Here is a 22,618-nt window from a genome sequence, read left to right as displayed (position 1 = left end):
GCGCTGTGTCGGCGGGGTGAGATTGTCGCGCCCCCTGGATTCCCGCGGACGCGCACAGCGCCCGATTCGAGCACCGATCTTTTGAAACCCCGCATCGTCTATCGCCCGCTGCACGGCATCCTGTTGCTGGATAAACCGGCCGGGCTCAGTTCCAACAACGCATTGCAGGCCGCGCGCCGTCTGTTGCGGGCCGAAAAGGTGGCCACACCGGCAGCCTGGACCCGCTGGCCACCGGCTTGCTGCCGTTGTGCCTGGGCGAGGCGACCAAGATCGCCGGCTTGCTGCTCGGCTCGGCCAAGGCGTACGACGCCGAGGTGGTGCTGGGCGTCACCACCGATACCGACGATGCCGACGGTGAACCGCTGCGCGAGCGTGCGGTGCCTGTGCTGACCGAAGACGCGTTACGCGCAGCCTTGGCGCCGTTGATTGGCCGCATCCAGCAGCAGGCCCCGATCTATTCCGCGTTGAAGCAGGGCGGCGAGCCGCTGTATGCCAAGGCGCGCCGGGGCGAAGTGATCGAGGCGCCGGTACGCGAGGTCGAGGTGCATGCGATCGAGCTGATCAGTTACCACGCGCCGCGTCTGCAGTTGCGCGTGACCTGTGGCTCCGGCACTTACATCCGCAGCCTGGCCCGCGATCTGGGCGAGGCGCTCGGTTGCGGGGCGCATATCGCTTCGTTGCGCCGGCTCTGGGTAGAACCGTTCCGGTCGCCACAGATGATGACCCTGGAGGCGTTGAGCGCGGCATTGGAATCGGGTGCGCGGGCCGACGATCTGCTGCTGCCGATCCAGGCCGGGCTGGCCGATTTTGCGCAGATCACCCTCGACCAGGCCCATGCGACCCGCTTCCGGATGGGGCAGCGGCTGCGCGATCCTGCATTTCCGACCGGCCAGGTCGCGGTATTTGACCCGGATGGAAGCCCGTCAGGCCTTGGCCTTGTTGACGCTGACGGCAGGCTGTCGCCGCAGCGCCTGTTCAATGGACTGAACGGAAGTCCGGGTTGTTAAGATTTAGTCAACTTGTTCCCGGCGCCGTGCAACGGTACAATTTCGCGGCCCCGATCGGGGCACCTCAGCGCCAAGCGCGCTTATCCCTAGCAAACGGCGAGTCCGACGGTGCGTCATGCACGTTTCTGTCGACCACGCATCTATCGAGAAAACATCATGTCTGTTGACACCCAGAAAGTTATTGAAGACAACAAGCGCAGCGCCCAGGACACCGGTTCGCCGGAAGTGCAGGTCGCTCTGCTGACCGCACGCATCGAGCTGCTGAGCGGTCACTTCAAGACCCACAAGAAAGATCACCACAGCCGTCGCGGTCTGCTGCAGATGGTCAACCGTCGCCGCAGCCTGCTCGACTACCTGAAGAAGAAGGACAACGAGCGTTATAAGTCGTTGATCGAGAAGCTCGGCCTGCGCCGCTAATCGAGTCCTACCACCGCGGTGCAGCGATGCGCCGCGGTTTTGTTTTGGTCGTTCGCAAACGCGTCATCGCACCATCAAGTTTATGGGCCGGAGCCTCCCGGCCGCCCGTTCTCGGCATGGGTCGACGACGGTCCAACGAAGACAGTTACACCTAAGGAAAAAACCTCCGTGGCAAAAATCACCAAAACCTTCCAGTACGGCAAGCACACCGTCACCCTGGAGACGGGCGAAGTCGCTCGCCAGGCGAGCGGTGCCGTCATCGTCAAGATGGACGACACCGTACTGCTGGTCACCGCCGTCGCCGCAAAAACCGCGCGCGAAGGGCAGGACTTCTTCCCCCTGACGGTCGATTATCAGGAGAAGTTCTATGCCGGCGGCCGCATCCCGGGCGGCTTCTTCAAGCGCGAAGGACGTGCGACCGAGAAGGAAACGTTGATCTCGCGCCTGATCGACCGTCCGATCCGTCCGCTGTTCCCGGAGGACTACAAGAACGAAGTACAGATCATCGCGACCGTGATGTCGATGAACCCGGACATCGACGGCGACATCGCCGCGCTGATCGGCGCATCGGCTGCACTGTCGCTGGCCGGTACCCCCTTCAACGGCCCGATCGGCGCCGCCAAGGTGGGCTACAAGAACGGTGAGTACATCCTCAACCCGACCATCGCCGAGCTGAAGGATTCGCAGCTGGAGCTGGTGGTTGCCGGTACCGCCAATGCGGTGCTGATGGTCGAGTCGGAAGCCGAGCTGCTGTCCGAAGAAGTGATGCTGGGCGCAGTGACCTTCGGTCATCGCGAACTGCAGAAAGTCATCAACGCGATCAACGAGCTGACCGTGGAAGCCGGCACCAAGCCCAGCACCTGGGTTGCGCCTGCCAAGAACACCGCGCTGATCAACGCGCTGAAGGAAGCCGTCGGCACGCAGCTGGCGAGCGCCTTCCAGGTGCGCGACAAGCTGCAGCGTCGCGACGCCATCTCGGCGATCAAGAAGGACGTGCTGGAGTCGTTGGCCGGCCGCGTCGCCTCCGAGGGCTGGAACACCGCTGAGCTGTCGAAGGAATTCGGCGAGCTGGAATACCACACCATGCGCGACTCGGTGCTCGACACCAAGGTGCGTATCGATGGTCGTGCGCTGGATACCGTGCGTCCGATCGCTGTGCAGGCCGGCGTGTTGCCGCGTACCCACGGCTCGGCGCTGTTCACCCGCGGCGAGACGCAGGCGATCGTGGTCACCACGCTGGGCACTGCCCGCGATGGCCAGGTGATCGATGCGGTCAGCGGCGAGTACAAGGAAAACTTCCTGTTCCATTACAACTTCCCTCCGTATTCGGTGGGCGAGTGCGGTCGGTTCGGTGCGCCGAAGCGTCGCGAAATCGGTCACGGCCGTCTGGCCAAGCGCGGCGTGCTCGCCGTGATGCCGAGCCTGGAAGAATTCCCGTACACCATCCGCGTGGTCTCGGAAATCACCGAGTCCAATGGTTCCTCGTCGATGGCATCGGTCTGCGGCAGCTCGCTGGCGCTGATGGACGCCGGTGTGCCGATCAAGGCGCCGGTCGCGGGTATCGCCATGGGCCTGGTCAAGGAAAACGACCGCTTCGTGGTGCTGTCGGACATCCTGGGTGACGAAGATCACCTGGGCGACATGGACTTCAAGGTGGCCGGTACTGCCGAAGGTGTGTCCGCGCTGCAGATGGACATCAAGATCGAAGGCATCACCGAAGAAATCATGAAGCAGGCATTGCAGCAGGCCAAGGCTGGCCGTCTGCATATCCTCGGCGAGATGGCGCATGCACTGACCACCCCGCGTCTGGAACTGAGCGACTATGCGCCGCGTCTGCTGACCATCAAGATCCACCCGGACAAGATCCGCGAAGTGATCGGCAAGGGTGGTTCGACCATCCAGGCGATCACCAAGGAAACCGGTACGCAGATCGACATCCAGGACGATGGCACGATCATCATTGCCTCGGTCAACGCCATCGCCGCGCAAGCTGCGAAGTCGCGCATCGAGCAGATCACCTCGGACGTGGAGCCGGGCCGCATCTACGAAGGCAAGGTCGCCAAGATCATGGACTTCGGTGCGTTCGTCACCATCCTGCCGGGCAAGGACGGCCTGGTGCACGTCTCGCAGATTTCCAGCGAGCGCGTGGAGAAGGTCGGCGACAAGCTGAAGGAAGGCGATCTGGTCCGCGTCAAGGTGCTGGAAGTGGACAAGCAGGGCCGTATCCGTCTGTCGATCAAGGCAGTGGAAGAAGGCGAGGGCGTTCCGCCGTCGGCCGAGTAATCGCCGCTGGTTGATGCGTCACGAAAAGCGGGCTTCGGCCCGCTTTTTCGTTGTCGATTCGGAATAGCCCATGCCGTGTTCCTTTTCCCTTTGGGAGAAGGTGCCTGAAGGAGCGGATGAGGGGTCGGGCGCAGCCTCATGCAGTTGAGGCATCACCATGTTCGCCCCGTACCCGCCCCCCTCTCGGCGGGAGAATGGCTAGAGCGTGGCGCCACGTGTCTGTTACTTCTCCCCTCGGGAGAAGGTGCCCCGAAGGGGCGGATGAGGATACGTGCGCAGCCCGGTGCAGTTGAGGCGGCACTAGGGCTTCGCCCCACACCTTCACCTCAACCAGCCTGCCGGCGGGAGAGGGGCTTTGAATCTTTTCTCACCCAGGCTGCTGCGTCGGCGCCGGCTGGGTTTCCGGGCGCGGCGGCACCACGCGTGGGAAACCTGGGGGCATCGTCTGCTCGGCAGGCGGTGCGGTGGGCACAGGCAGTGGTTCGGTTGGCGGTGGCGCCAGCATTGCTGCGTCGGGACGCAGCTTCAGCAGTGCCGCCCAGTCGCGTCGGTTGAAGTCGCACAGTTCTTCGTGTGCCGGCGTGCATTCGCTTGCGACGCCAAGGCTGTCTTCATTCTGATCCTGCGCGCTGTCGGACTGCGGCGTCGGCAATACCACACGGCCGGCGCGGTCCAGCGGCATCTTGCGCATCATGACGGTGTTGAACACGTTGCCGCCAATCAGATACAGCATGCGATCGCCACCGACATTGGCGGCCACCACCACATCGCAATGCGATTGCCATGGCATCGGTGCGCTACCGCCCAGCGCGGCCTTCAAACCCGCGTAGCCGAGTGCAACGTTGCGCCCACGCAGCAGGCATAGCAGATCGCCGGGTGCGGGTTTTTCCACCGCAGGGTCGGTGAACTGGTACGGGCCGGTGGCGCCGTCGTTGTACGCGCTGCGGATGTAATCCAGATGGCGTGCGGAGCGATGGAATCCGCTCAGTCTCGCTTGCGTCATCACCCATGAAATGAAGGCGGCCGACCACGGGTTGTCGATCAGGAACGCGCGACAGTCGCTGGCGGTGTAGCGGGTGCCATCCAGTGCGGCGCAGCTCGATGCGCCGGGACGTCCGCCCATCGAGGCAAGCGTGCCGCTATCGCGCCAATAGCCTGCGACGCGTTGCCAGGCCACGACGCCATGGTCGGCGAGATAGCCGGATTCGGCCTCGGTCACGCCCAGGCTGGCAAGGCGGCCTTTGGCGTCGATAAACGGGTGCTGCCATAGGCGATGCTCATTGCAGGCCGTGCGCACGATGGCGATGGCTGCAGGGCTGGTGCCGAAGCGCGGTGGCATATCGCACACTTCCGCAGCCGCAGCGCTGCCACCCAATCCTGCAAGCAGCAGGCACATCCACGGCCAGGGTCTTACGGTCATCGAACATCCTGCACGAAATCAATCGCAGCAGGCTGACAGAGCAGCCTGCGCGCACGCGTGAAATCAGCGCGGGGCCGGGCCGAGTTTGAGCGACAGATCCACCGCCTGCACATGTTTGGTCAGCCCGCCGATGGAAATGCAATCCACGCCGTCCTGCGCAACTGCGCGGATGCCGGCCAGGTCGACGCTGCCGGAGACTTCCAGCGGGATACGCTGATCCACCGGCAACGCGGCGACGATACGCACGGCATCGCGACGCATCGCCGGATCGAAGTCGTCGATGAGGATACGCGTGCAGCCCACCTGCAATGCCTCGCGCAACTGCGCCAGCGTTTCCACCTCGACCACCAGCGGTAGCTGCGGTTGCTGGGCACGTGCGGCCTGCACGGCTGCGCTCAACGAGCCGGCGGCGCGGATGTGATTTTCCTTGAGCATCACCGTGTCGAACAGGCCGATGCGGTGATTGTCGCCGCCGCCGCAGCGCACTGCGTATTTCTGCGCCATGCGCAGGCCCGGCAGCGTCTTGCGCGTGTCCAGGATGCGGGCTCCGGTGCCGGCGACTGCGGCCACATACGCCGCGGTGGTGGTAGCCGTGGCCGAAAGCGTCTGCAGAAAGTTGAGCGAGGTACGTTCGGCACTGACCAGGCTGCGGCTGCGACCTTGCAGGGTGGCCAGCACCGTGCCGGCGCTGACGTGCTGGCCTTCGTGCACGTGCCAGTCGATGCGTACCTGCGGGTCGAGCGCGCGATGCGTGGCATCGAACCAGGGCCGGCCGGCAATCACCGCATCCTGCTTGCACAACAGATACGCACTGTCGGCTTGATCGGGAAGCAATGCCGCAGTTACATCGCCAGTACCGATGTCTTCGGCCAGCGCGCGCGCCACATCGGCGTCGACCAACGCGGCGGGCGGCGCCTCCGGCACGGTGCGCACGGACGAATTCACTTGTCGGGAAAGTCGGTGATCTGGGCGGTGCCGATGGCTTCTTCGGCCAGCAGTACCGGAATGCCGTCGTCGACGCGGAAGATCTGCTTGCGGTCGCGGGTGATCAGGGCCTCGCGCAGCGGCTGGCTTTGCGCGGTACCGTCGGCGCGCTGCAGGTTTCCGGCGGCGATGGCGGTGTTGAGTGCTTCCAGGCCTTTGCCGTCCAGCAGCGAGAGTGGCTGGCGGGTGTCGGGCGAGCACAGCAGGTCGAGCAGTTTGCGATCCATCGAAGTCTTGTCTTGCGTGGAGATTGGCTAGAATACGTCTTTACCGCAGGGCAGGGCCATGACCTCCAACCACTCCGCGCCGCTGGTCGGCATCGTGATGGGCTCCCGTTCGGATTGGGAGACCATGCAACACGCAGCTCAGAAGCTCGATGCGCTGGGCGTGCCGTACGAAGTCAAGGTGGTGTCGGCGCACCGCACGCCCGATGTGCTGTTCACCTACGCCGAGCAGGCGGGCGCGCGTGGGTTGCGCGCCATCATTGCCGGTGCCGGCGGTGCGGCGCACCTGCCGGGCATGCTGGCGGCCAAGACGGCGGTGCCGGTGCTGGGCGTGCCAGTGCAGTCCAAGGCGCTCAACGGCATGGATTCATTGCTGTCGATCGTGCAGATGCCGGCGGGCATCCCAGTGGCCACGTTTGCGATCGGCAATGCCGGCGCTGCCAATGCGGCGTTGTTCGCGGCTGCGATGCTGGCGCCGGAGCAGGCGCAGATCGGCCAGGCACTGGCGCAGTTCCGTGCCAAGCAGACCGATGATGTGATGGCCAGCGACGACCCGCGCCAATGACCACAGTTGGAATTCTGGGAGGCGGCCAGTTGGCGCGCATGCTGGTGCTGGCCGGCGCGCCGCTTGGGCTGCGGTTTGCAGTGTTCGACCCGGCAGCCGATGCCTGCGCAGGGCAGGTGGCGCCGCTGCAGGTGGGCGCGTTCGACGATGCTGCCGCGCTCGCTGCGTTCGCCGCGCAGGTGGATGTGATCACCTTCGATTTCGAGAACGTGCCCGCGGCCAGCGCGCAGCAACTTGCTGCGCAGGTGCCGGTGTTTCCGCGCCCGGATGCCTTGGCGGTGGCGCAAGACCGGTTGAGCGAAAAAACCTTGTTCCGCGAACTGGGTATTCCGGTGCCGGAGTTTGCTGCCATCGACGACCGCGCCGGGCTTGATGCTGCGTTGGCGCGTATCGGTGCGCCGTGCGTCCTCAAGACGCGCCGCTTCGGTTATGACGGCAAGGGCCAGTTCCGCATCAAGACGCTTGCCGATGCCGATGCGGCATGGACTGCGCTGGGTGCACAGGCTGCCAAGGTCGGGCTGATTCTTGAGGCATTCGTGCCATTTCAACGCGAAGTCAGCGTGGTAGCGGTGCGGGGCCGCGATGGCGAATTCCGTGCGTGGCCGCTGACCGAAAACTGGCATGTCGATGGCGTGCTGTCGGCCAGTCTTGCGCCTGCCAATGTGGACGCAACGTTGCAGGAGGTCGCCGAAGCACACGCGCGTGCCATTGCCGACACGCTCGACTACGTGGGCGTGTTCGCCCTGGAGCTGTTCGTGCGCGATGGCACACTGCTCGCCAACGAAATCGCCCCGCGCGTGCACAATTCCGGCCACTGGACCATCGAGGGCGCGGAAACCTCCCAGTTCGAAAATCACCTGCGCGCTGTGCTCGGGTTGCCGTTGGGCAGCACCACGATGCGCGGCCATGCCTGCATGCTCAACTGGTTGGGTGCTATGCCGGACGCTGAGGCATTTCTGGCTGTGCCCGGCGGGCATTGGCACGACTACGGCAAACAGTCGCGCGATGGTCGCAAGGTGGGCCACGCAACGCTGCGTGCCGATACGCCGCAGATGCTGGTACAGGCGCTGGTCGAGGCCGGCATGGCGTTGCAGCGTAATGCGCACGTTGAACCGGTGATTGCGCGCTTGCGCGAAGGCTGAGTGTCAATCGCGACGCAGCAGTGCGGTATCGCGAGGGTTGTGGTGCCGACTGCGTGCGCTTCGATTGAGTGCGCGCAGGTGGGTGCATCGGTGAGCGATCCGTTGCTAACGAGACGCGCCTGCTAGCCCAACCGGCTGGCGACAAAATCCCAGTTGATCAGCTTCCAGAATGCCTCCAGGTACTGCGCACGGTCTTGCTGGTAATCCAGGTAGTACGCGTGTTCCCAGAGGTCGCACGCCAGCAGCGGCGTATCCGGCCCAGTCTGCGGGGTCGACGCATTAGGCGTGGCGACAACGGCCAATGTGCCGTCCGGACGCTGCACCAGCCATACCCAGCCCGAGCCGAAGCTGCTCAAGGCGACGCGATTGAATTCCTGCTTGAAGTGCACGAAATCGCCGAAGGATGTGCCGATGCTGTCGGCCAGCTTGCCGAGCGGCTCGCCGCCGCCGCGTGGCCGCAGGCATTGCCAATAGAAATTGTGGTTCCACACCTGCGCGGCCAGATGAAACAGCGTGCCCTGCGCCTGCGCGATGATCTCTTCCAGCGTCAGCTCGGCAAACTCGCTGCCTTCGATGCGCGTATTGAGCCGTTCGACCTCGCCGCGATGACAGACGCCGTGGTGCGCCTCCAGGGTCGCGGACGAGAGATGCGGCTCCAGAGCGGCGCGGGAGTAGGGCAGTGCAACGTGTTCGATCGGCATGATGGCAATGGCAGCGAAGGGAGTGCGGCGACAGGTCGCGCTGAAGGCTTACAATGCGCGCCTTTGCGGAAGTCTATCCGACCCGGCGGTCGGGCCTGCCGCTCCCAGTCAGGAGAGTCCAATGCCGGTGATGGAACGGATCCAGGCCGAAGTCGAACAACACCCGATCGTGTTGTTCATGAAAGGCACCCCGCAGTTTCCGATGTGCGGGTTTTCCAGTCGCGCAGTGCAGGCGTTGATCGCCGCTGGCGCAGACCAGGTGCGCACTGTCAACGTGCTGGAAGAACCCGAAGTGCGCGCCAATCTGCCGCGCTATTCCAACTGGCCGACCTTCCCGCAGTTGTTCATCCATGGCGAGTTGATCGGCGGGTGCGACATCACGCTGGAACTGTTTGAAGCCGGCGAGCTCAAGCGCATCGTCACCGAAGCGTACCAGCCGTGACTGCAGTGCAGGGCCAGCCTCTCTCGCCATCACTGACCGGGCGGGTCGTGCTGATCACCGGCGCGGCCGGCGGGCTGGGCACTGCTGCCGCACAGGCATGCGCATCCGCAGGGGCGACCGTGGTGCTGCTGGGCCGCAAACTGCGCCCGCTGGAGCGCGTCTACGATGCCGTCGCCACGCTAGGGCCGGAGCCGTTGCTGTATCCGCTCGACCTGGCCGGGGCGGCCCCGGAGGATTACGCAGCATTGGCGCAGCGGCTGCAGTCAGAATTGGGCGGCGTCCACGGCCTGCTGCATTGCGCGGCCGAGTTCGGTGGGCTGACGCCCGCCGAACTTGCGGCACCTGCGGACTTCGCACGCAGCATCCACGTCAACCTCACCGCACGCGCCTGGTTGACCCAGGCGTGCCTGCCGCTTTTGCGGCAGCAGGACGACGCGGCCGTGGTCTTCGTCGTCGACGATGCCGTACGCGTTGGTCAGGCGTACTGGGGTGCATACGGCGCCGCTCAGCACGCACAGCTCGGCGTGATCGCCAGCCTGCATCATGAAACTGCAGCCGGTCCGGTGCGTGTCCATGGCTTGCAACCTGGCCCCATGCGTACTGCGTTGCGCGCGCGCGCCTTTACCCATCAGGAAGACAGTGAGGCGGCCGATCCTGCCCGTTACGCGTCCGCCTGCGTCACCCTGTTGTCCATGGCAGGTGTCCCGCACCGCGGTGCGATCTGGAGCCCTTCCACATGACCATTCTGTCGGCAGCATTGCTGCTGTTCCTGATCCTGGACCCGCTGGGCAACATCCCGGTCTTTCTCAGCGTGCTCAAGCCGTTGCCGCCGAAGCGTCAGCGCTTCGTGCTCGCACGCGAGCTGCTGATCGCGCTGTGTGTGCTGATGGCGTTCTTGTGGGGCGGCAAATACGCGCTGGAACTGATGCATCTACGTCAGGAATCGGTAGCGATCGCCGGCGGCATCGTGCTGTTTTTGATCGGCATCCGCATGATCTTCCCGCGCCCGGAAGGCCTGATGGGCGAGATCCCCGATGGCGAGCCCTTCATTGTGCCGTTGGCCATCCCGCTGGTGGCCGGCCCGTCCGGTATGGCCGCGGTGATGTTGATGGGCAGCAACGAGCCCACGCGTCTTTGGGACTGGAGCCTGGCGCTGATGATCGCCTGGATCGGCGCTTCCACGATCCTGGCCTCGGCCCCGTTGCTGTACAAATTGCTCGGCCACCGTGCACTGACCGCAATCGAGCGGCTGATGGGCATGCTGCTGGTCGCGATTTCGGTGCAGATGTTCCTGGACGGGTTAGGGACGTACTTCAAGCTGCCGGTGTCCATCTAAGGCGATTGTCATATCCGGGAACGACCCGGCCTCGTCGCGTCTTGCGCGCGCGTTTGCGCAGAGTGGGCAAACGGCATTTCTGCCGGCTTTCCGCGCCTGAGAAACTTCCTGTCGAGACGCACGTCTCGCTCCCGCTGCGACCTTGCGCAGTCTGGCCGTTGCGCCGTCACATGCGAAGTTCATGTTGCAGTGCGCGAACTTTGTCACGCCGCCGTCACAATCAGGCCTTAGCGTGTTAATCTGTTGTTAACCGTTGCGGCAGCAACCAGCCGCGCGGCAAGGGACCCCAGATCATCGGCAGCCCACCCCCGGGAACGGTTGGGCTGACTGCGCCTTTTTGTCACTGCCCAACCTGTATCGAGGCTACCGAAATGACCCACCCCCGTTGTCTCCGCATGTCCAAGCTCACCCTTGGTCTCGTTGCCGCACTCGCCGCTGCCCCCGTATTTGCCCAGAGCACCTCCGCCGGCGTCGCTGGCCTGGTTACCAGCAGCGGCGGTCAGCCGGTGCCGAATGCCGAAGTCACGATCACCCACGTCGAATCGGGTACCGTCAGCCGCGCCACCACCGATGCCAGCGGACGCTACAACGCGCGCGGCCTGCGTGTGGGTGGGCCGTACACGATCACCATCACCAAGTCGGGTGAAGGCACCAAGACCGAAGAGGGCGTGTACCTCAACCTCAATCAGGTCAATAGCGTCGACGCTTCCCTGGGCGGTGACGTCACCACGCTGGGTGCTGTGCAGGCCATTGGTGGCGACTACGGCTCGGCTCTGTTCAGTGCCAACAAGATGGGCACCGGCACCAACGTGACCCGTGAGCAGATCGAATCGCTGCCGTCGATCAACCGCAACCTGCAGGACTATGTGCGTCTCGACCCGCGCGTGGCGCAGACCGATAAGGCGCGCAACGAAATCTCGGTGGGTGGCCAGAATCCGCGCTTCAATCTGATCCGCGTTGACGGTATCAGCACCAACGACGCGTTCGGTCTCGAGTCCAACGGACTGCCAACTCCCCGTCAGCCCTTCTCGATGGATGTCATCGACGAAATCTCGGTAGACGTTGCAAACTACGACGTCACCATCACCGGCGCCACGGGCGGCGTAATCAATGCGGTCACCAAATCCGGTACCAACGAATTTCACGGTTCGGTCTACGGCACCTATCGCGAGAACGATTGGTCGGGCAAGAACCAGAACGATATCCGCCCGCAGCTGTTCGATAACGAGACCACCTACGGCCTGACCCTGGGCGGCCCGATCATCAAGGACAAGCTGTTCTTCTTCGCCAACTACGAAAAGTACAAGGGCAAGGGCGTGTTCACCGGAGCCTCTGGCTACGGTCCGACTGGCTCGGGCGAGAGCAATATCGTTCCGATCTCGCAGGCGCAGGTCGATGAAATTATCGACATTTCGCGCAATGTCTACGGATTCGATCCGGGTACTCTGGCACTACCGGCACTGGATTCGGATTCGGAAGAAAAGGGCTTCAAGCTTGACTGGAATATTTCCGACAAGCACCGCGCTTCCTTCCGCTACGGCGAGACCGAGCAGAGCACCGCGAACCTTAACGGGTTTGGCAATCAGGCGCTTTCGCTGAATTCGTATCACTACGTTCGCGATTTCAGTCTCAAAACCTATACCGCTCAGTTGTTCAGCGATTGGACCGATACCTTTTCGACCGAAGCCAAGGTTTCCTATCGCGATTACTCGGCCGCGCGTACGGCTGCTTCGCAATTGCCGGCCGTAGCTGTGCGTATCGGCAACAACACCGTCAACCTGGGCACCGAGCAGAGCACCCAGGCTAACGAACTGCGTACCGAAACGTGGAACGCCTTTTTCGCGGGTACGTTGTTCTTGAACGACCACACCGTCAAGTTCGGCTTTGACTACGAAGACAACGATCTTTTCAATCTGTTTGGGCAGCGTGTCTTTGGTTCTTACACGTTCAACTCGATTTCGGACTACCGCAACAATATTGCCCAGAACTATCGTTACTCGCAGTCCAACAGCGGAAATATCGACGATATCGCTGCGAAGTGGGGAATGCGCAACGTGGGCGTATTTGTGCAGGACACTTGGGCAGTCAATAACAACTTGACGCTAACCTTCGGTCTGCGTTACGACGAGCCGATGGTGAAAAACAGTCCTGCTTACAATGCGACGGCATCCTCGGTGTTCGGTTTCCGCAACGACCAGACCATCGACGGGAATGGCCTGTTCGAGCCGCGTTTTGGTTTCAATTATACGTTTGACAGTGATCGCCCGACTCAGGTGCGTGGTGGCGTAGGCCTCTTCCAGGGCGCAGCGGCAACGGTTTGGTTGTCGAACCCATACTCCAACACCGGCCTGGCCTATACGGATTACAACTTCTCTAGCCCGGCACTGGTACGTGACAATGGCATCCGCTTTACTCCGGATATCAACAATCAGCCGCGGGGCACGACTGTCGCCGGAAGCACGCAATCTGTCGATTTCGTCGATGGCAAGCTGGGGCAGCCCTCAGTGTGGAAGGCGAACCTCGCCTTCGATACGGAATTGCCGTGGAACGGAATCGTTGCATCTGCTGAAGCTGTAGTTACGAAGGTCAACGAAGCCATCTACTATCAGCAGCTGAACCTGGGTGCGGCGAGTGCAGTGGGCCAGGATGGCCGCAACATTTACTGGAACGCGAACGGTCTTCGTCCTTCCAGTTGGAACGTCAACGGCCTGCAGCCAACTGGTGTTTCAGTGGATGCACGCGGCAATCGTGATCGCCGATACAACGATGCGCTGATCGCGCGTCCAACCGACAAGGGCGGCAGCGAGAGTTTTACCGTCGGTCTGAACAAGCCCTTCAACGGTGGTGATTGGTCGTGGGGCCTGTACTACACCTACACCGATGCCGACGAAGTCAGCGGCCTGACCAGTTCGACCTCGGGTTCGCAGCTGGGCAACAACGCCGTTTTCCAGGCCAATGAAAACGTTGCCTCGACCGCCGCGTACGAAGTGAAGAACAGCATCCTCGGTACGTTGAACTGGAAGCATGCGTTCTTCGGCGATTACGAGACCAAGTTGGGCCTGATCTACCAAGGCCGCAATGGTCGCCCGTATAGCTATGCGTTCGACAACGACGCCAATGGCGATGGTCGCTTGAACGACCTGTTGTATATCCCGGCCGGCCGTGGTGATGTGCTGTTCGGTTCCGCTCAAGAAGAACAGGCGTTTTGGAACTACATCGAAGGCAATGAGTATCTGGCCGCCCGTCGTGGTCAGGTTGCAGAACGTAATGGCGCACGGAACTCCTGGATCAACCAGTTCGACCTGCACATCGAGCAGGAGATTCCGGGCTTTTTCAAGGACAACAAGGCCTCTGTCTGGCTTGACGTCATGAACGTGGGCAACCTGCTCAACAAGAAGTGGGGCCGTGTCGAGGAGTATGGCTTCCCGGGTATGCGTGGTGTCGTGGAATACGGCGGTATCGATGCGGCCAGCGGCAAGTACGTATATCGCTTCAATACGCCGGACCAGTCCACTGTGTACGACGACCGCGGCATCTCCCGCTGGGCACTGCAGCTGGGCTTCCGCTACCAGTTCTGATCGCGTTTAGCGTGTAATGTGTTGCGAAAACGGCCGGGTCTTCCCGGCCGTTTTCTTTTGGGCGGGTGAGTACGTTAAAGTCCTTGAGAGACGACAGGAGCAAGCTATGGAACTCAGCAGTACGGCGGCACGGGCGCTGCCGGTGGTGGATGCGCGGATCTACCCGCGTGGTGGCCTGGACGTGTTGTCCAAGGCGGAAGTGGCCCGGTTGCGCGATGCATCCAGCGGCGGCATGCACGAATTGCTGCGCCGTTGCGCGCTTGCGGTGCTGACCAGCGGCAGCGCTTCCGACGACCCGCGCGCCGCGCGCGATCTGTACCCGGATTTCGACATCCAGGTGAACCAGCAGGATCGCGGTATCCGCATCGACCTGAATAATGCGCCGGCAATGGCGTTCGTCGATGGCGAGATCATCCGCGGCGTCGCCGAGCTGCTGTTTGCCGTCGTACGCGATCTGGCCTACATGGCCATCGAGCTGGAAGCGCAGCGCGCCGATCTGGACACCAGCGAGGGCATCACCAACGCAGTGTTCGGCCAGTTGCGCAACGCACGCATCCTTCAGCCGTCCGACCCAAATCTGGTCGTGTGCTGGGGCGGGCATTCCATCTCGCGCGACGAATATCTCTATACCAAGCAGGTGGGCTACGAGCTAGGCCTGCGTGGGCTGGACATCTGCACCGGCTGCGGCCCAGGCGCGATGAAGGGCCCGATGAAGGGCGCCACCATCGCCCACGCCAAACAGCGCAAGCATCACACGCGCTACATCGGCGTAACCGAGCCCGGCATCATCGCGGCCGAATCGCCGAACCCGATCGTCAACCACCTGGTGATCATGCCGGACATCGAGAAGCGCCTCGAGGCCTTCGTCCGTATCGGTCACGGCATTCTGGTGTTTCCGGGCGGCGTCGGCACTGCCGAAGAAATCCTGTATTTGCTCGGCATTCTGCTGCGCGAAGAAAACGCGGACCTACCGTTCCCGCTGATCCTGACTGGGCCGACCATCGCCGCGCCGTACTTCGAACAGATCGACCGCTTCATCCGCCTCACCCTCGGCGATGCGGCAGCTTCGCGCTACGAGATCATCGTCGGCGACCCGGTCGCCGTTGCGCGCCGCATGGCAGAAGGCATCCACGAGGTGCGCGCGCATCGCAAGGACCAGAAGGACTCGTACTACTTCAGCTGGTCGGTGCACATCCCGCTCGAGTACCAGCAGCCCTTCGTCCCCAGCCACGAAGCCATGGCCGCCCTGGACCTGCACCACGGCCGCCCGGCACCCGAACTGGCCGCCGACCTACGCCGTGCTTTCTCAGGCATCGTCGCCGGCAACGTCAAGGAAGACGGCATGCGCCGTATCGAAGAGTTCGGCCCGTTCGAGATCCACGGCGACCCGGACATCATGCAGGCCCTGGACGAACTGCTGCGCGGCTTCGTCGAGCAGCGCCGGATGAAGATCTCGGGGGACTACCGGCCTTGTTATCGGGTGGTGACTTGATCCGCTAGCTGCGGGACTGACGTTCGTCGGTTCGCAGAGCCGCTTGTCGGTAGGGTGCTTGTCTTTACTCTTATGGTCACTCATGCTCCTCAGCACTGACGCTGGGGAGCGTATTGATGTCTTTCTGCCGTGCCCGCGGGTTCACGCTGGTTGAGTTGATGACCACGGTTGCAGTCCTTGCGATCGTCGCCGCTATCGGATACCCGAGTTTTCAAGGCGTCATTCGGTCGAATCGAGCTGTTACCGCAAATAATGAAGTGCTCGGGTTGCTTAACCTCGCCAGGAGCGAGGCATTGCGTTCTGGCCAAAGTGGGGCGATCTGCGGAAGCAGTAATGGCACTGCCTGCGATGGGAACTGGGGCGGAGGCATCCTTGCATGGAGCGATGTCAATGCAAACGGTGCACTGGATGGCGGAGAACCTGTCTTGCGCTACTGGCTTGGTAATTCCAAGCTGGTTGTTCAAGGCCCAAGTAGCGGTCTAGTTGCCTTTGACGGCCGAGGACGCCGAATTTCTGCTGCCGACCAGCAGGTCACTGTGCGCCCGGATCAATGTGGCGGCCAGCAATTGATGCGAACGCTGCTCATCAATGCAGCTGGGCAAGTCAGAAGCAGAAAGGATACCTGTCAATGAGACGGCACGGAACTAGGCGGAAAACATCTGGGTTTACATTGATTGAGGTATTAATAGCGATCATTGTTCTCGCGTTCGGGCTACTTGGTTTTGCACTGTTACAAACGATGAGCGTGCGCTTCGTGCAAAGCGCCAACTATCGAACACAGGCAACTAATCTCGCCTATGACCTTATCGATCAAATGCGCTCAAATCGGTACCAGGCTAGTCAGTACACAGCGGCCAGCTTCGCTGCAGGTTCGGCGACCGCAAGAGGAGCCTGTAGTCGCCCGACTGGCGAGACCGTATCCATCACCCAAAATATTAGTCGCTGGAAATGCCAGGTTACCAAGGCATTGGGAGACACTTCATCGGCAAACGTCGTGGTCGCCAATGGACGGGTTACTGTGTCCATCTCCTGGGGTGATCAGAAATGGGATGCAACTGATCCGGACACATCGACGACATTCGCATTGCAGACAGAGATCTGAATCATGACCGCACGTACCAGGGCGGCGGGTCTGTCGCTTATTGAAATGATGATTGCGCTGGTCATTGGCCTTGTGCTGATGCTTGGGGTAATCCAGGTCTTTTCCGCTTCGAGAACAGCGTTTCAGCTGTCTGAAGGAGCGTCCAGAGCCCAAGAAAATGCACGGTTCGCCCTGGATTTCCTGGCGCGTGACATCCGGATGGCGGGTCACTTCGGTTGCGTCAACGACCAGGCGCATTTTGTTAAAGGCCAGGGCGATCCCCGCGTCAGCTTATCCGCGACAACCGGAAGTGGCAGTCCATTGGATTTCTCTGTATCGATTCAAGGGTATGAAGCGACGGGTACATCGCCGGGAGCGCAGCTGCGACTCGGCGGGACGTTGTCCGCCGCTGCTGGTGTGCCTTCGCAAATTCAAGGGCTCAATCCTGCTCCGTTGCCAGGCAGCGATATTCTTGTACTACGTTTTCTTTCCCCTGAAGGTGTGCCGGTTACTGGACTAGTACGTACAGGCAGCAACTCCATCGCCAGCTTTGATGCAGCGCGTTTGTCACGCTTAACCAGTGGGGGCGTTGGAACACCCACCTTATTCGGCATCGCCGATTGCTCACATGCAGACGTGTTTACTGGGACATCTGCTGCGAGTTCTGTTACGACCAGTTTAGATCTTTCGCGCTATACCGCTCAGCCGACGGGGCAAACAATGCTCTACCGTGCCGAGTCACTGGTGTACTACGTCGGCACTGGAGCATCAGGTGAGCCTGCGCTGCGTCGAGCACGAGCAGCGAGCGATGGCACATACACTCAGAACGAGGAGCTCGTCGAGGGTATTGAAAATATGCAATTGCTATACGGGCTGGATTCCACAGCCAATATCTCAAGTGCTACTCCGCCCGTGGGGAATATAACGTCTCAATTGACGGCATCAGGGTTGGGAGCCAGTGCAGATGCGGCAGGCGCTAACCAGTGGCGACGGGTTGGAGCGGTCCAGGTAGGAATTCTAGCGCGCAGTCCCAATACGGCTAACGCAGTTGCTACGGCTAGTGACGATCCCGTAGGTGTACTGGGAGTCAGCATGCAACCTCCATCTGCATCTGACGGCCGCTACCGAGCCAGTTACGAACTATCCATCGCACTTCGCAATCGCTTGTTTGGCAACTAATCATGAATCGTCAGCATAACCTCGTGAATAAAGTATGTTTGTCCTCGCACAGTCGGCAGAGGGGCGCTGTTCTGTATGTCGCCCTGATTATGTTGATTCTGCTTGCATTGTTGGGTATCTCTGCAATGCAGGTAGCAGGAATGCAAGAAAAGATGGCTTCCAACTACCGTGCTGTTAACCGGGCTTTCCAGCAGGCGGAGGGTGTGGTTCGCAACGGCGAGGCTTCAGTGGAAGCGATTTCTAACCGCACTGCGCTGCCGACTGGCAGTACTGTGACCTCTGCCAGCATAAAGCGCGGATGCGATGATGGTTTCGACCCGGTGCAGTGGGCCCGCGAGCAGACCTCGACTGAAGCCACCAATGTACGCCAGATAGACCAATGTATTGAGGGCGAAGCGAGTATCGGAATGGGTCCGCCGGTAGATTCAGCGTCGCCAATTTTTCAAATCACAGGTGTCTCCGTTGACGATCAGACAAATGCTTCGTCGAAATCCGCCATCGATACCGTGTTCAAGCTTTAAAGGCCACCCATTATGCCATCGCGCAAAGTAAAGCTCATTACCGCTTCCAGCGTACTATGTCTTGCTGGGCTTGGTTTGATATACATGTTGGTTGCTGCGCAAGGTCAGGGTGTGCTTGCGCAGGGGCCTCTCAATAATCAGCTTTCCATCCCGCCCGCGTTCATTATGGCTGTGGACGACTCTGGTTCAATGACATTTCAGACACAGTTTCCCGGTGCTGATGGGCAAGGGTGTTGGAATGCCACCCGGCTAAGTTTCTTTTCAGCGCCGCGCGTCCTCAATACTGTTGGAAGTCTTGATGGATGCAATTATAACCACGTAATCTTTGGTCCCCGTCTGGAGTTGGCTCGACGGGGAATTCCGCCGCTTGATATATATGGGTTTGCGCGTTCTTCTGCCTATAATCCTACTTACTATAATCCCGAGGTCAAGTATGAGCCCTGGATAGGGCCTAATCGTACGGTTTATCAAGATGCAGATACAGGCTCAACCTTGGTTGATCCGCGTAATACCAATCTTAGGGTGAACCTGACCGACGATCTGTTGCTGGATAATTGGTTTGATGCTGGGTACATCCAAAATGGAATGGTGATTCCTGCTGGGGTTAACTTTAAGCGAGTCAATGTTAGCGCTAGAGGTGCTATTTCTTACGGAACACTTCAGCGTTCTGATGGATCGGCGTGGAGTGGTGGTGCAGCGAACGTCGTGATCTCTCATCGGCGCGCTGTGTTTTTCGTGCCTTATACTTCAAATAATGATCCGGTTCCTGTCTTGCCAGGAGAAACCAACGCTTACAACAGCGGTCAACGCGTGCGTGTCGCTAATGCCTGTGGTCAAGGGTGCGACCTTTGGAAGTACACTATCTCCTCCGGCTCAACAGCGGCATTGAAAAATTTTGCGAATTGGTTCTCTTTTTACGGTAATCGAAATAGAGCAATGATCGCTGGCATGACGCGCTCATTTAACGCGGTAGAGCAGAATTTGCGAGTCGGTTATTTCAGGATCAATCAAAACACTAGTTTCGATTCTACTGATGAGCCATTGGCGATGAGGAATATAAGTAATGCAGATGATCGAAATGCTCTTTATGGAGATATGATTGGTCTCACTGCTTCTGGCGGCACTCCGAATCGTGAGGCAGTAAACGCCGCTGCGATCCAGTTCACCCGCTCCGGCGCAGGAGCGCCAGTTCTGCTTGCATGCCAAAAAAATGCCGTCATGCTATTTACTGACGGATTTAGTAATGATATCGACGACAACTTTGCTTCTGTCGACAATGCTGATGGCGATGGTGGAATGGGTATTCCGTTTACTGACGCTCACTCTAATACTATGGCGGATATCGCTGCGCGATATTATAATGATTTCAGCGGTGCATCACCTTTGCGGCCAGATCTACTTGCCGGGCAAGTTCCTATTCCCAGTGAGTGCGCCTCTGCGCCAAGCGTTAGGCTTGACTGTCAGAAGAATCTGCACATCAATTTCTTTGGTGTTACATTAGGTGCAAGAGGTAATCTTTTTGATCCGAACATAGTGAAGGATGCATACACCGACCCGTCAATTTATAATAATTGGCCGGCACGCTCTGACAATAATCCTTCCACTATTGATGATATATGGCATGCGGCCGTAAACACGCGCGGCGAGTACATCAATGCGCGTACCCCTGCCGATATTACGGCCGCGATCGATCGTGTCCTTGCGTCGGTGACTCAGGGTGAATCGCCGTCTGGGACTGCCGCTCAGACCGGTGCGAGAATAGGAAATGGATCGTTCGCTGTCACGCCGGCGTATCGTATTGCGACCGACGGTACCGATTGGTACGGTCGTCTGGAGGGAAATCGGGTAGGTATTGACCCTCAAACCCGGTTGGCCACGACGACGCAGGTTTGGGAGGCGAGCGCTCGTCTTGCGGGAATGGCGCAGAGCTCACGAAATATCGTTGTTAATAAGGTTGGCACTACTTTCGACTTTAACGCCACTAATGTGACGCTCTTCGATCTATGTACTAAGCCTGCCGGGCTCTATCCTGGAATTTCCAAATGCACTGGGCTGGGTTTGACAGCGATCAATGTAACCGCCCAGTCTGCCGTCGCTTATCTCAGGGGAGATCGGGCGAATGAGGTTAAGAATCGTGGTAATTTACGTGATCGGACCTCCTTGCTCGGCGACATCGTTAATTCGTCTCCGGTTATCAGCGCGCCCACCGATGACTATGGCTACCGGGCTCTGCCTGCAGCGTTAGGAACCACTTATAGTAGCTATCTGGCTACAAAAACGGCATCTGGGCGTTATACGGTTTATGTTGGTGCAAATGATGGGATGTTGCACGCATTCGATGCTGGGATGACCGCAGATGGTTCGATTGATGTCAACGGTGGTGCTGAGCGTTTTGCCTACATTCCGGCAACTGCATTGGGACACATGGGGAATCTTCTCTTGGCGTCCGATCCCACTAATAAGACGGTCGAGTATGAGCATCGCTACTATGTAGACGGGCCCGTTGTTGTGGGTGACGCTAATTATGGTGGTAGCTGGAAGACCGTTGCCGTAGGTACTGCAGGGGCGGGTGGGCGCAGTATATTTGCACTGGATGTGACTAACCCCTCAAGCTTTTCGACCTCTAGTAAACTGTGGGAGATCAGTGATCTTGATGTCAGTCTTTCGGCGGCGATCAGAAACAATATAGGTCACGTACTTGGAAAACCTGTCATTGTCCCCGTCAGAAATGCGGCAGGAGCTGTTACGTGGAAGGCAATTTTTGGCAACGGTTACAATAGCCAGAGCGGAAAGGCTGTCCTGTTTGTCGTAGATATCAAAACAGGAGCGCCTGCCATCACGATGATCGAGGCGGCAGAGCCCGGAAACGCTATTGCTGGAAGCAATGGGTTGGGAAACATCGTGGTTGTGGATCGATGGGGCGGGACATCGCAGACTGACGCCGTTCGCGACGGCTATGCAGACACTGTCTACGGCGCTGATCAAAAGGGTGCAATTTGGAAGTTTGATCTCCGTAGTGCAGGAACTTCGATTACCGTGCCGTTTTTCACTACAAGAACTTCGACTGAGAGTGGGCAAACGTATCGTCAACCTATCACCGGCGGGCTTGTTGCGACTGCTGGAGATGCGGGCGGCGTCATGTTGTTCTTCGGGACCGGCAGCTTTTCATTTACTAATGACCCAAGTGATGAATCGATTCAGTCGCTTTATGGAATCAACGATGCATCGAGGGCTGCACCAGTTGCAGCGCTCACCCGAGCGAACTTGCGAGGTAGTACAGTCGTTCAGAACGGTGATCGCACGCTGAATCGTGCAGTAGCACCTACAAATTCGCAGGGCTCGTACGTTGATTTGCCGGCTAAAGAGCGGATGGTGGGTAATCCTTCGATTGCTTCGGGTATCGTGTTTATGCCGACGTATACACCGACTGTGGTCAGTTCCGGTTGTAAGCCAGAAGGCGCCAACTGGCTGTTCGGCTTGGATACGCGTACTGGAGACGGGGCTTTGATGGACGCACGTAAAGGATCTCCTACAGGCGCCAGCTTTGCCTCAAGAACTGCTGCGACGCCGCTGACCACAGGCGGTAATGCGCCAGTCAAGGATGTTGGAGTCTCCGCGATTCCTCGATTGTCCCCGGCTGAGAGTGTTGGTGTGCCTGGCGGGCAGGCCTGCTGGATGGTCGTTACGGCCGCCGGTTCTGGTCCGCTCTATATACCTTACCCATGCGGCAGGCAGTCCTGGAGGCAGGTGCAATGACCACTTTCTTGCAAGCATTTACAGGGCGTGCGGCGTCAGTACGGAAATCGGGGCGAGCTGTTTCCGGTTTCACATTGATCGAATTGATGATAGTCGTCGCGGTAATAGCGATCTTGTCTGCTATTGCGTATCCGAGTTACGCCGAGTACGTCCGTAAGTCCCGACGGGCGCAGGCTAAGGCTGATCTCGTCGAGTATGCGCAGTTAGCGGTGAGGTTCTACACCGTGCGGAATACCTACGTGGACTTTACGCTGCCGACGCAAGTTTCGCCTCGGGAGGGAGGAACAGCTGCGTATCGTCTTGCTCTTCAAACCACTCAGTCGACCTTCTCGATCTCCGCAACCGCACAGGGCAACCAGGCGCAAGACAAGTGTGGCGATCTCGGCATTGATCAAGCTTCAAGAAAATCCAATTCCAAGGGAGCCAAGTCCGATTGTTGGTGACTCGGAAGGTCGGTAGATAAGGGGTTGCATCTTCGGGAAAGTCTGTC

The 22,618-nt window shown here is 59.9% G+C and carries 19 protein-coding genes and 1 pseudogene; 16 read left to right on the top strand and 4 right to left on the bottom strand.

Annotated features, from left to right (window positions below; genetic code table 11):
• The first annotated feature begins 81 nt into the window (after positions 1 to 81).
• From truB to pnp, 3 genes and pseudogenes are all read left to right on the top strand, one after another.
• A pseudogene (truB, locus tag ACZZ0O_RS19515) lies at positions 82 to 1,007 on the top strand (tRNA pseudouridine(55) synthase TruB).
• Positions 1,008 to 1,163: 156 nt separating this feature from the next.
• Positions 1,164 to 1,424, top strand: a complete 261-nt coding sequence (gene rpsO / locus ACZZ0O_RS19510) for a 30S ribosomal protein S15 (protein WP_055850100.1) — start codon at positions 1,164 to 1,166, stop codon at positions 1,422 to 1,424.
• 168 nt (positions 1,425 to 1,592) lie between these two features.
• On the top strand, positions 1,593 to 3,707 hold the full coding sequence (gene pnp, locus ACZZ0O_RS19505) for a polyribonucleotide nucleotidyltransferase (protein ID WP_055850102.1): 2,115 nt from the start codon (positions 1,593 to 1,595) through the stop codon (positions 3,705 to 3,707).
• 367 nt (positions 3,708 to 4,074) lie between these two features.
• On the opposite strand, the gene ACZZ0O_RS19500 is transcribed toward pnp, so the two are convergent.
• From ACZZ0O_RS19500 to ACZZ0O_RS19490, 3 genes are all read right to left on the bottom strand, one after another.
• Positions 4,075 to 5,127 (bottom strand): DUF2272 domain-containing protein, encoded by a 1,053-nt coding sequence (locus ACZZ0O_RS19500; RefSeq protein WP_463591611.1) that lies wholly within the window; start codon positions 5,125 to 5,127, stop codon positions 4,075 to 4,077.
• Between the two features lie 63 nt (positions 5,128 to 5,190).
• The gene (gene nadC / locus ACZZ0O_RS19495) at positions 5,191 to 6,060 is read right to left on the bottom strand and encodes a carboxylating nicotinate-nucleotide diphosphorylase (protein ID WP_463602913.1); all 870 of its coding nucleotides are present in this window, start codon (positions 6,058 to 6,060) and stop codon (positions 5,191 to 5,193) included.
• Positions 6,061 to 6,068: 8 nt separating this feature from the next.
• On the bottom strand, positions 6,069 to 6,338 hold the full coding sequence (locus ACZZ0O_RS19490; protein ID WP_055850108.1) for a Trm112 family protein: 270 nt from the start codon (positions 6,336 to 6,338) through the stop codon (positions 6,069 to 6,071).
• 58 nt (positions 6,339 to 6,396) lie between these two features.
• On the opposite strand from ACZZ0O_RS19490, the gene purE reads away from it, so the two are divergent.
• Both purE and ACZZ0O_RS19480 read left to right on the top strand, forming a co-directional pair.
• Positions 6,397 to 6,900 carry a 5-(carboxyamino)imidazole ribonucleotide mutase gene (gene purE, locus ACZZ0O_RS19485; RefSeq protein WP_055850111.1) on the top strand — a complete coding sequence of 168 codons (504 nt, stop codon included), beginning with the start codon at positions 6,397 to 6,399 and terminating at the stop codon, positions 6,898 to 6,900.
• Positions 6,897 to 8,042, top strand: a complete 1,146-nt coding sequence (locus tag ACZZ0O_RS19480; RefSeq protein WP_055850113.1) for a 5-(carboxyamino)imidazole ribonucleotide synthase — start codon at positions 6,897 to 6,899, stop codon at positions 8,040 to 8,042. Before purE ends, ACZZ0O_RS19480 begins: the two co-directional genes overlap by 4 nt.
• A gap of 122 nt (positions 8,043 to 8,164) precedes the next feature.
• On the opposite strand, the gene ACZZ0O_RS19475 is transcribed toward ACZZ0O_RS19480, so the two are convergent.
• Entirely contained in the window at positions 8,165 to 8,743 is a 579-nt protein-coding gene (locus tag ACZZ0O_RS19475; RefSeq protein ID WP_463591610.1) for a superoxide dismutase, read from the bottom strand.
• Between the two features lie 121 nt (positions 8,744 to 8,864).
• Between ACZZ0O_RS19475 and grxD the strand changes: the two genes are divergently transcribed.
• The 11 genes from grxD (at position 8,865) to ACZZ0O_RS19420 (ending at position 22,571) form a co-directional block, all read left to right on the top strand.
• The gene (gene grxD, locus ACZZ0O_RS19470; RefSeq protein ID WP_055850119.1) at positions 8,865 to 9,185 is read left to right on the top strand and encodes a Grx4 family monothiol glutaredoxin; all 321 of its coding nucleotides are present in this window, start codon (positions 8,865 to 8,867) and stop codon (positions 9,183 to 9,185) included.
• Complete coding sequence (locus tag ACZZ0O_RS19465) at positions 9,182 to 9,925, top strand: SDR family NAD(P)-dependent oxidoreductase (protein WP_463591609.1); 744 nt, start codon at positions 9,182 to 9,184, stop codon at positions 9,923 to 9,925. Before grxD ends, ACZZ0O_RS19465 begins: the two co-directional genes overlap by 4 nt.
• A complete protein-coding gene (locus ACZZ0O_RS19460) occupies positions 9,922 to 10,521 on the top strand; it encodes a YhgN family NAAT transporter (protein WP_005996031.1) in 600 nt (199 codons plus the stop codon). The genes ACZZ0O_RS19465 and ACZZ0O_RS19460 overlap by 4 nt, the downstream gene beginning before the upstream one ends.
• A 371-nt stretch (positions 10,522 to 10,892) precedes the next feature.
• Positions 10,893 to 14,099, top strand: coding sequence for a TonB-dependent receptor (locus ACZZ0O_RS19455; RefSeq protein WP_463591608.1), 3,207 nt, complete (start codon positions 10,893 to 10,895; stop codon positions 14,097 to 14,099).
• Between the two features lie 106 nt (positions 14,100 to 14,205).
• Positions 14,206 to 15,591: a nucleotide 5'-monophosphate nucleosidase PpnN gene (gene ppnN, locus ACZZ0O_RS19450; RefSeq protein ID WP_115513319.1), complete on the top strand. Its 1,386-nt coding sequence runs from the start codon at positions 14,206 to 14,208 to the stop codon at positions 15,589 to 15,591.
• 116 nt (positions 15,592 to 15,707) lie between these two features.
• A complete protein-coding gene (locus ACZZ0O_RS19445; RefSeq protein ID WP_082473500.1) occupies positions 15,708 to 16,223 on the top strand; it encodes a GspH/FimT family pseudopilin in 516 nt (171 codons plus the stop codon).
• Entirely contained in the window at positions 16,220 to 16,693 is a 474-nt protein-coding gene (pilV, locus tag ACZZ0O_RS19440) for a type IV pilus modification protein PilV (protein WP_082473501.1), read from the top strand. The genes ACZZ0O_RS19445 and pilV overlap by 4 nt, the downstream gene beginning before the upstream one ends.
• A gap of 3 nt (positions 16,694 to 16,696) precedes the next feature.
• A complete protein-coding gene (locus ACZZ0O_RS19435) occupies positions 16,697 to 17,851 on the top strand; it encodes a PilW family protein (protein ID WP_463591607.1) in 1,155 nt (384 codons plus the stop codon).
• A 2-nt stretch (positions 17,852 to 17,853) separates the two neighbouring features.
• Entirely contained in the window at positions 17,854 to 18,372 is a 519-nt protein-coding gene (locus tag ACZZ0O_RS19430; RefSeq protein WP_463591606.1) for a pilus assembly PilX family protein, read from the top strand.
• Positions 18,373 to 18,384: 12 nt separating this feature from the next.
• Complete coding sequence (locus tag ACZZ0O_RS19425) at positions 18,385 to 22,128, top strand: pilus assembly protein (RefSeq protein WP_463591605.1); 3,744 nt, start codon at positions 18,385 to 18,387, stop codon at positions 22,126 to 22,128.
• Entirely contained in the window at positions 22,125 to 22,571 is a 447-nt protein-coding gene (locus tag ACZZ0O_RS19420; protein ID WP_463591604.1) for a type IV pilin protein, read from the top strand. The genes ACZZ0O_RS19425 and ACZZ0O_RS19420 overlap by 4 nt, the downstream gene beginning before the upstream one ends.
• The last annotated feature ends 47 nt before the right edge of the window (positions 22,572 to 22,618 follow it).

This window comes from Xanthomonas sp. AC360 (genome assembly GCF_979258225.1).
Note: the sequence above shows the minus strand (reverse complement) of the source record. Positions and strands in the feature narration are given on the sequence as shown.

What these genes read in the sequence shown, in the direction of transcription:
- ACZZ0O_RS19430 (WP_463591606.1), top strand. Translation starts at nt 17,854, where the DNA reads ATGAATCGTCAGCATAACCTCGTGAATAAAGTATGTTTGTCCTCGCAC.
- ACZZ0O_RS19445 (WP_082473500.1), top strand. Translation starts at nt 15,708, where the DNA reads ATGTCTTTCTGCCGTGCCCGCGGGTTCACGCTGGTTGAGTTGATGACC.
- ACZZ0O_RS19435 (WP_463591607.1), top strand. Translation starts at nt 16,697, where the DNA reads ATGACCGCACGTACCAGGGCGGCGGGTCTGTCGCTTATTGAAATGATG.
- ACZZ0O_RS19500 (WP_463591611.1), bottom strand. Translation starts at nt 5,127, where the DNA reads ATGACCGTAAGACCCTGGCCGTGGATGTGCCTGCTGCTTGCAGGATTG.
- pilV (WP_082473501.1), top strand. Translation starts at nt 16,220, where the DNA reads ATGAGACGGCACGGAACTAGGCGGAAAACATCTGGGTTTACATTGATT.
- ACZZ0O_RS19480 (WP_055850113.1), top strand. Translation starts at nt 6,897, where the DNA reads ATGACCACAGTTGGAATTCTGGGAGGCGGCCAGTTGGCGCGCATGCTG.
- ACZZ0O_RS19455 (WP_463591608.1), top strand. Translation starts at nt 10,893, where the DNA reads ATGACCCACCCCCGTTGTCTCCGCATGTCCAAGCTCACCCTTGGTCTC.
- ACZZ0O_RS19460 (WP_005996031.1), top strand. Translation starts at nt 9,922, where the DNA reads ATGACCATTCTGTCGGCAGCATTGCTGCTGTTCCTGATCCTGGACCCG.
- ACZZ0O_RS19420 (WP_463591604.1), top strand. Translation starts at nt 22,125, where the DNA reads ATGACCACTTTCTTGCAAGCATTTACAGGGCGTGCGGCGTCAGTACGG.
- ACZZ0O_RS19425 (WP_463591605.1), top strand. Translation starts at nt 18,385, where the DNA reads ATGCCATCGCGCAAAGTAAAGCTCATTACCGCTTCCAGCGTACTATGT.
- ppnN (WP_115513319.1), top strand. Translation starts at nt 14,206, where the DNA reads ATGGAACTCAGCAGTACGGCGGCACGGGCGCTGCCGGTGGTGGATGCG.
- ACZZ0O_RS19490 (WP_055850108.1), bottom strand. Translation starts at nt 6,338, where the DNA reads ATGGATCGCAAACTGCTCGACCTGCTGTGCTCGCCCGACACCCGCCAG.
- rpsO (WP_055850100.1), top strand. Translation starts at nt 1,164, where the DNA reads ATGTCTGTTGACACCCAGAAAGTTATTGAAGACAACAAGCGCAGCGCC.
- ACZZ0O_RS19475 (WP_463591610.1), bottom strand. Translation starts at nt 8,743, where the DNA reads ATGCCGATCGAACACGTTGCACTGCCCTACTCCCGCGCCGCTCTGGAG.
- grxD (WP_055850119.1), top strand. Translation starts at nt 8,865, where the DNA reads ATGCCGGTGATGGAACGGATCCAGGCCGAAGTCGAACAACACCCGATC.
- purE (WP_055850111.1), top strand. Translation starts at nt 6,397, where the DNA reads ATGACCTCCAACCACTCCGCGCCGCTGGTCGGCATCGTGATGGGCTCC.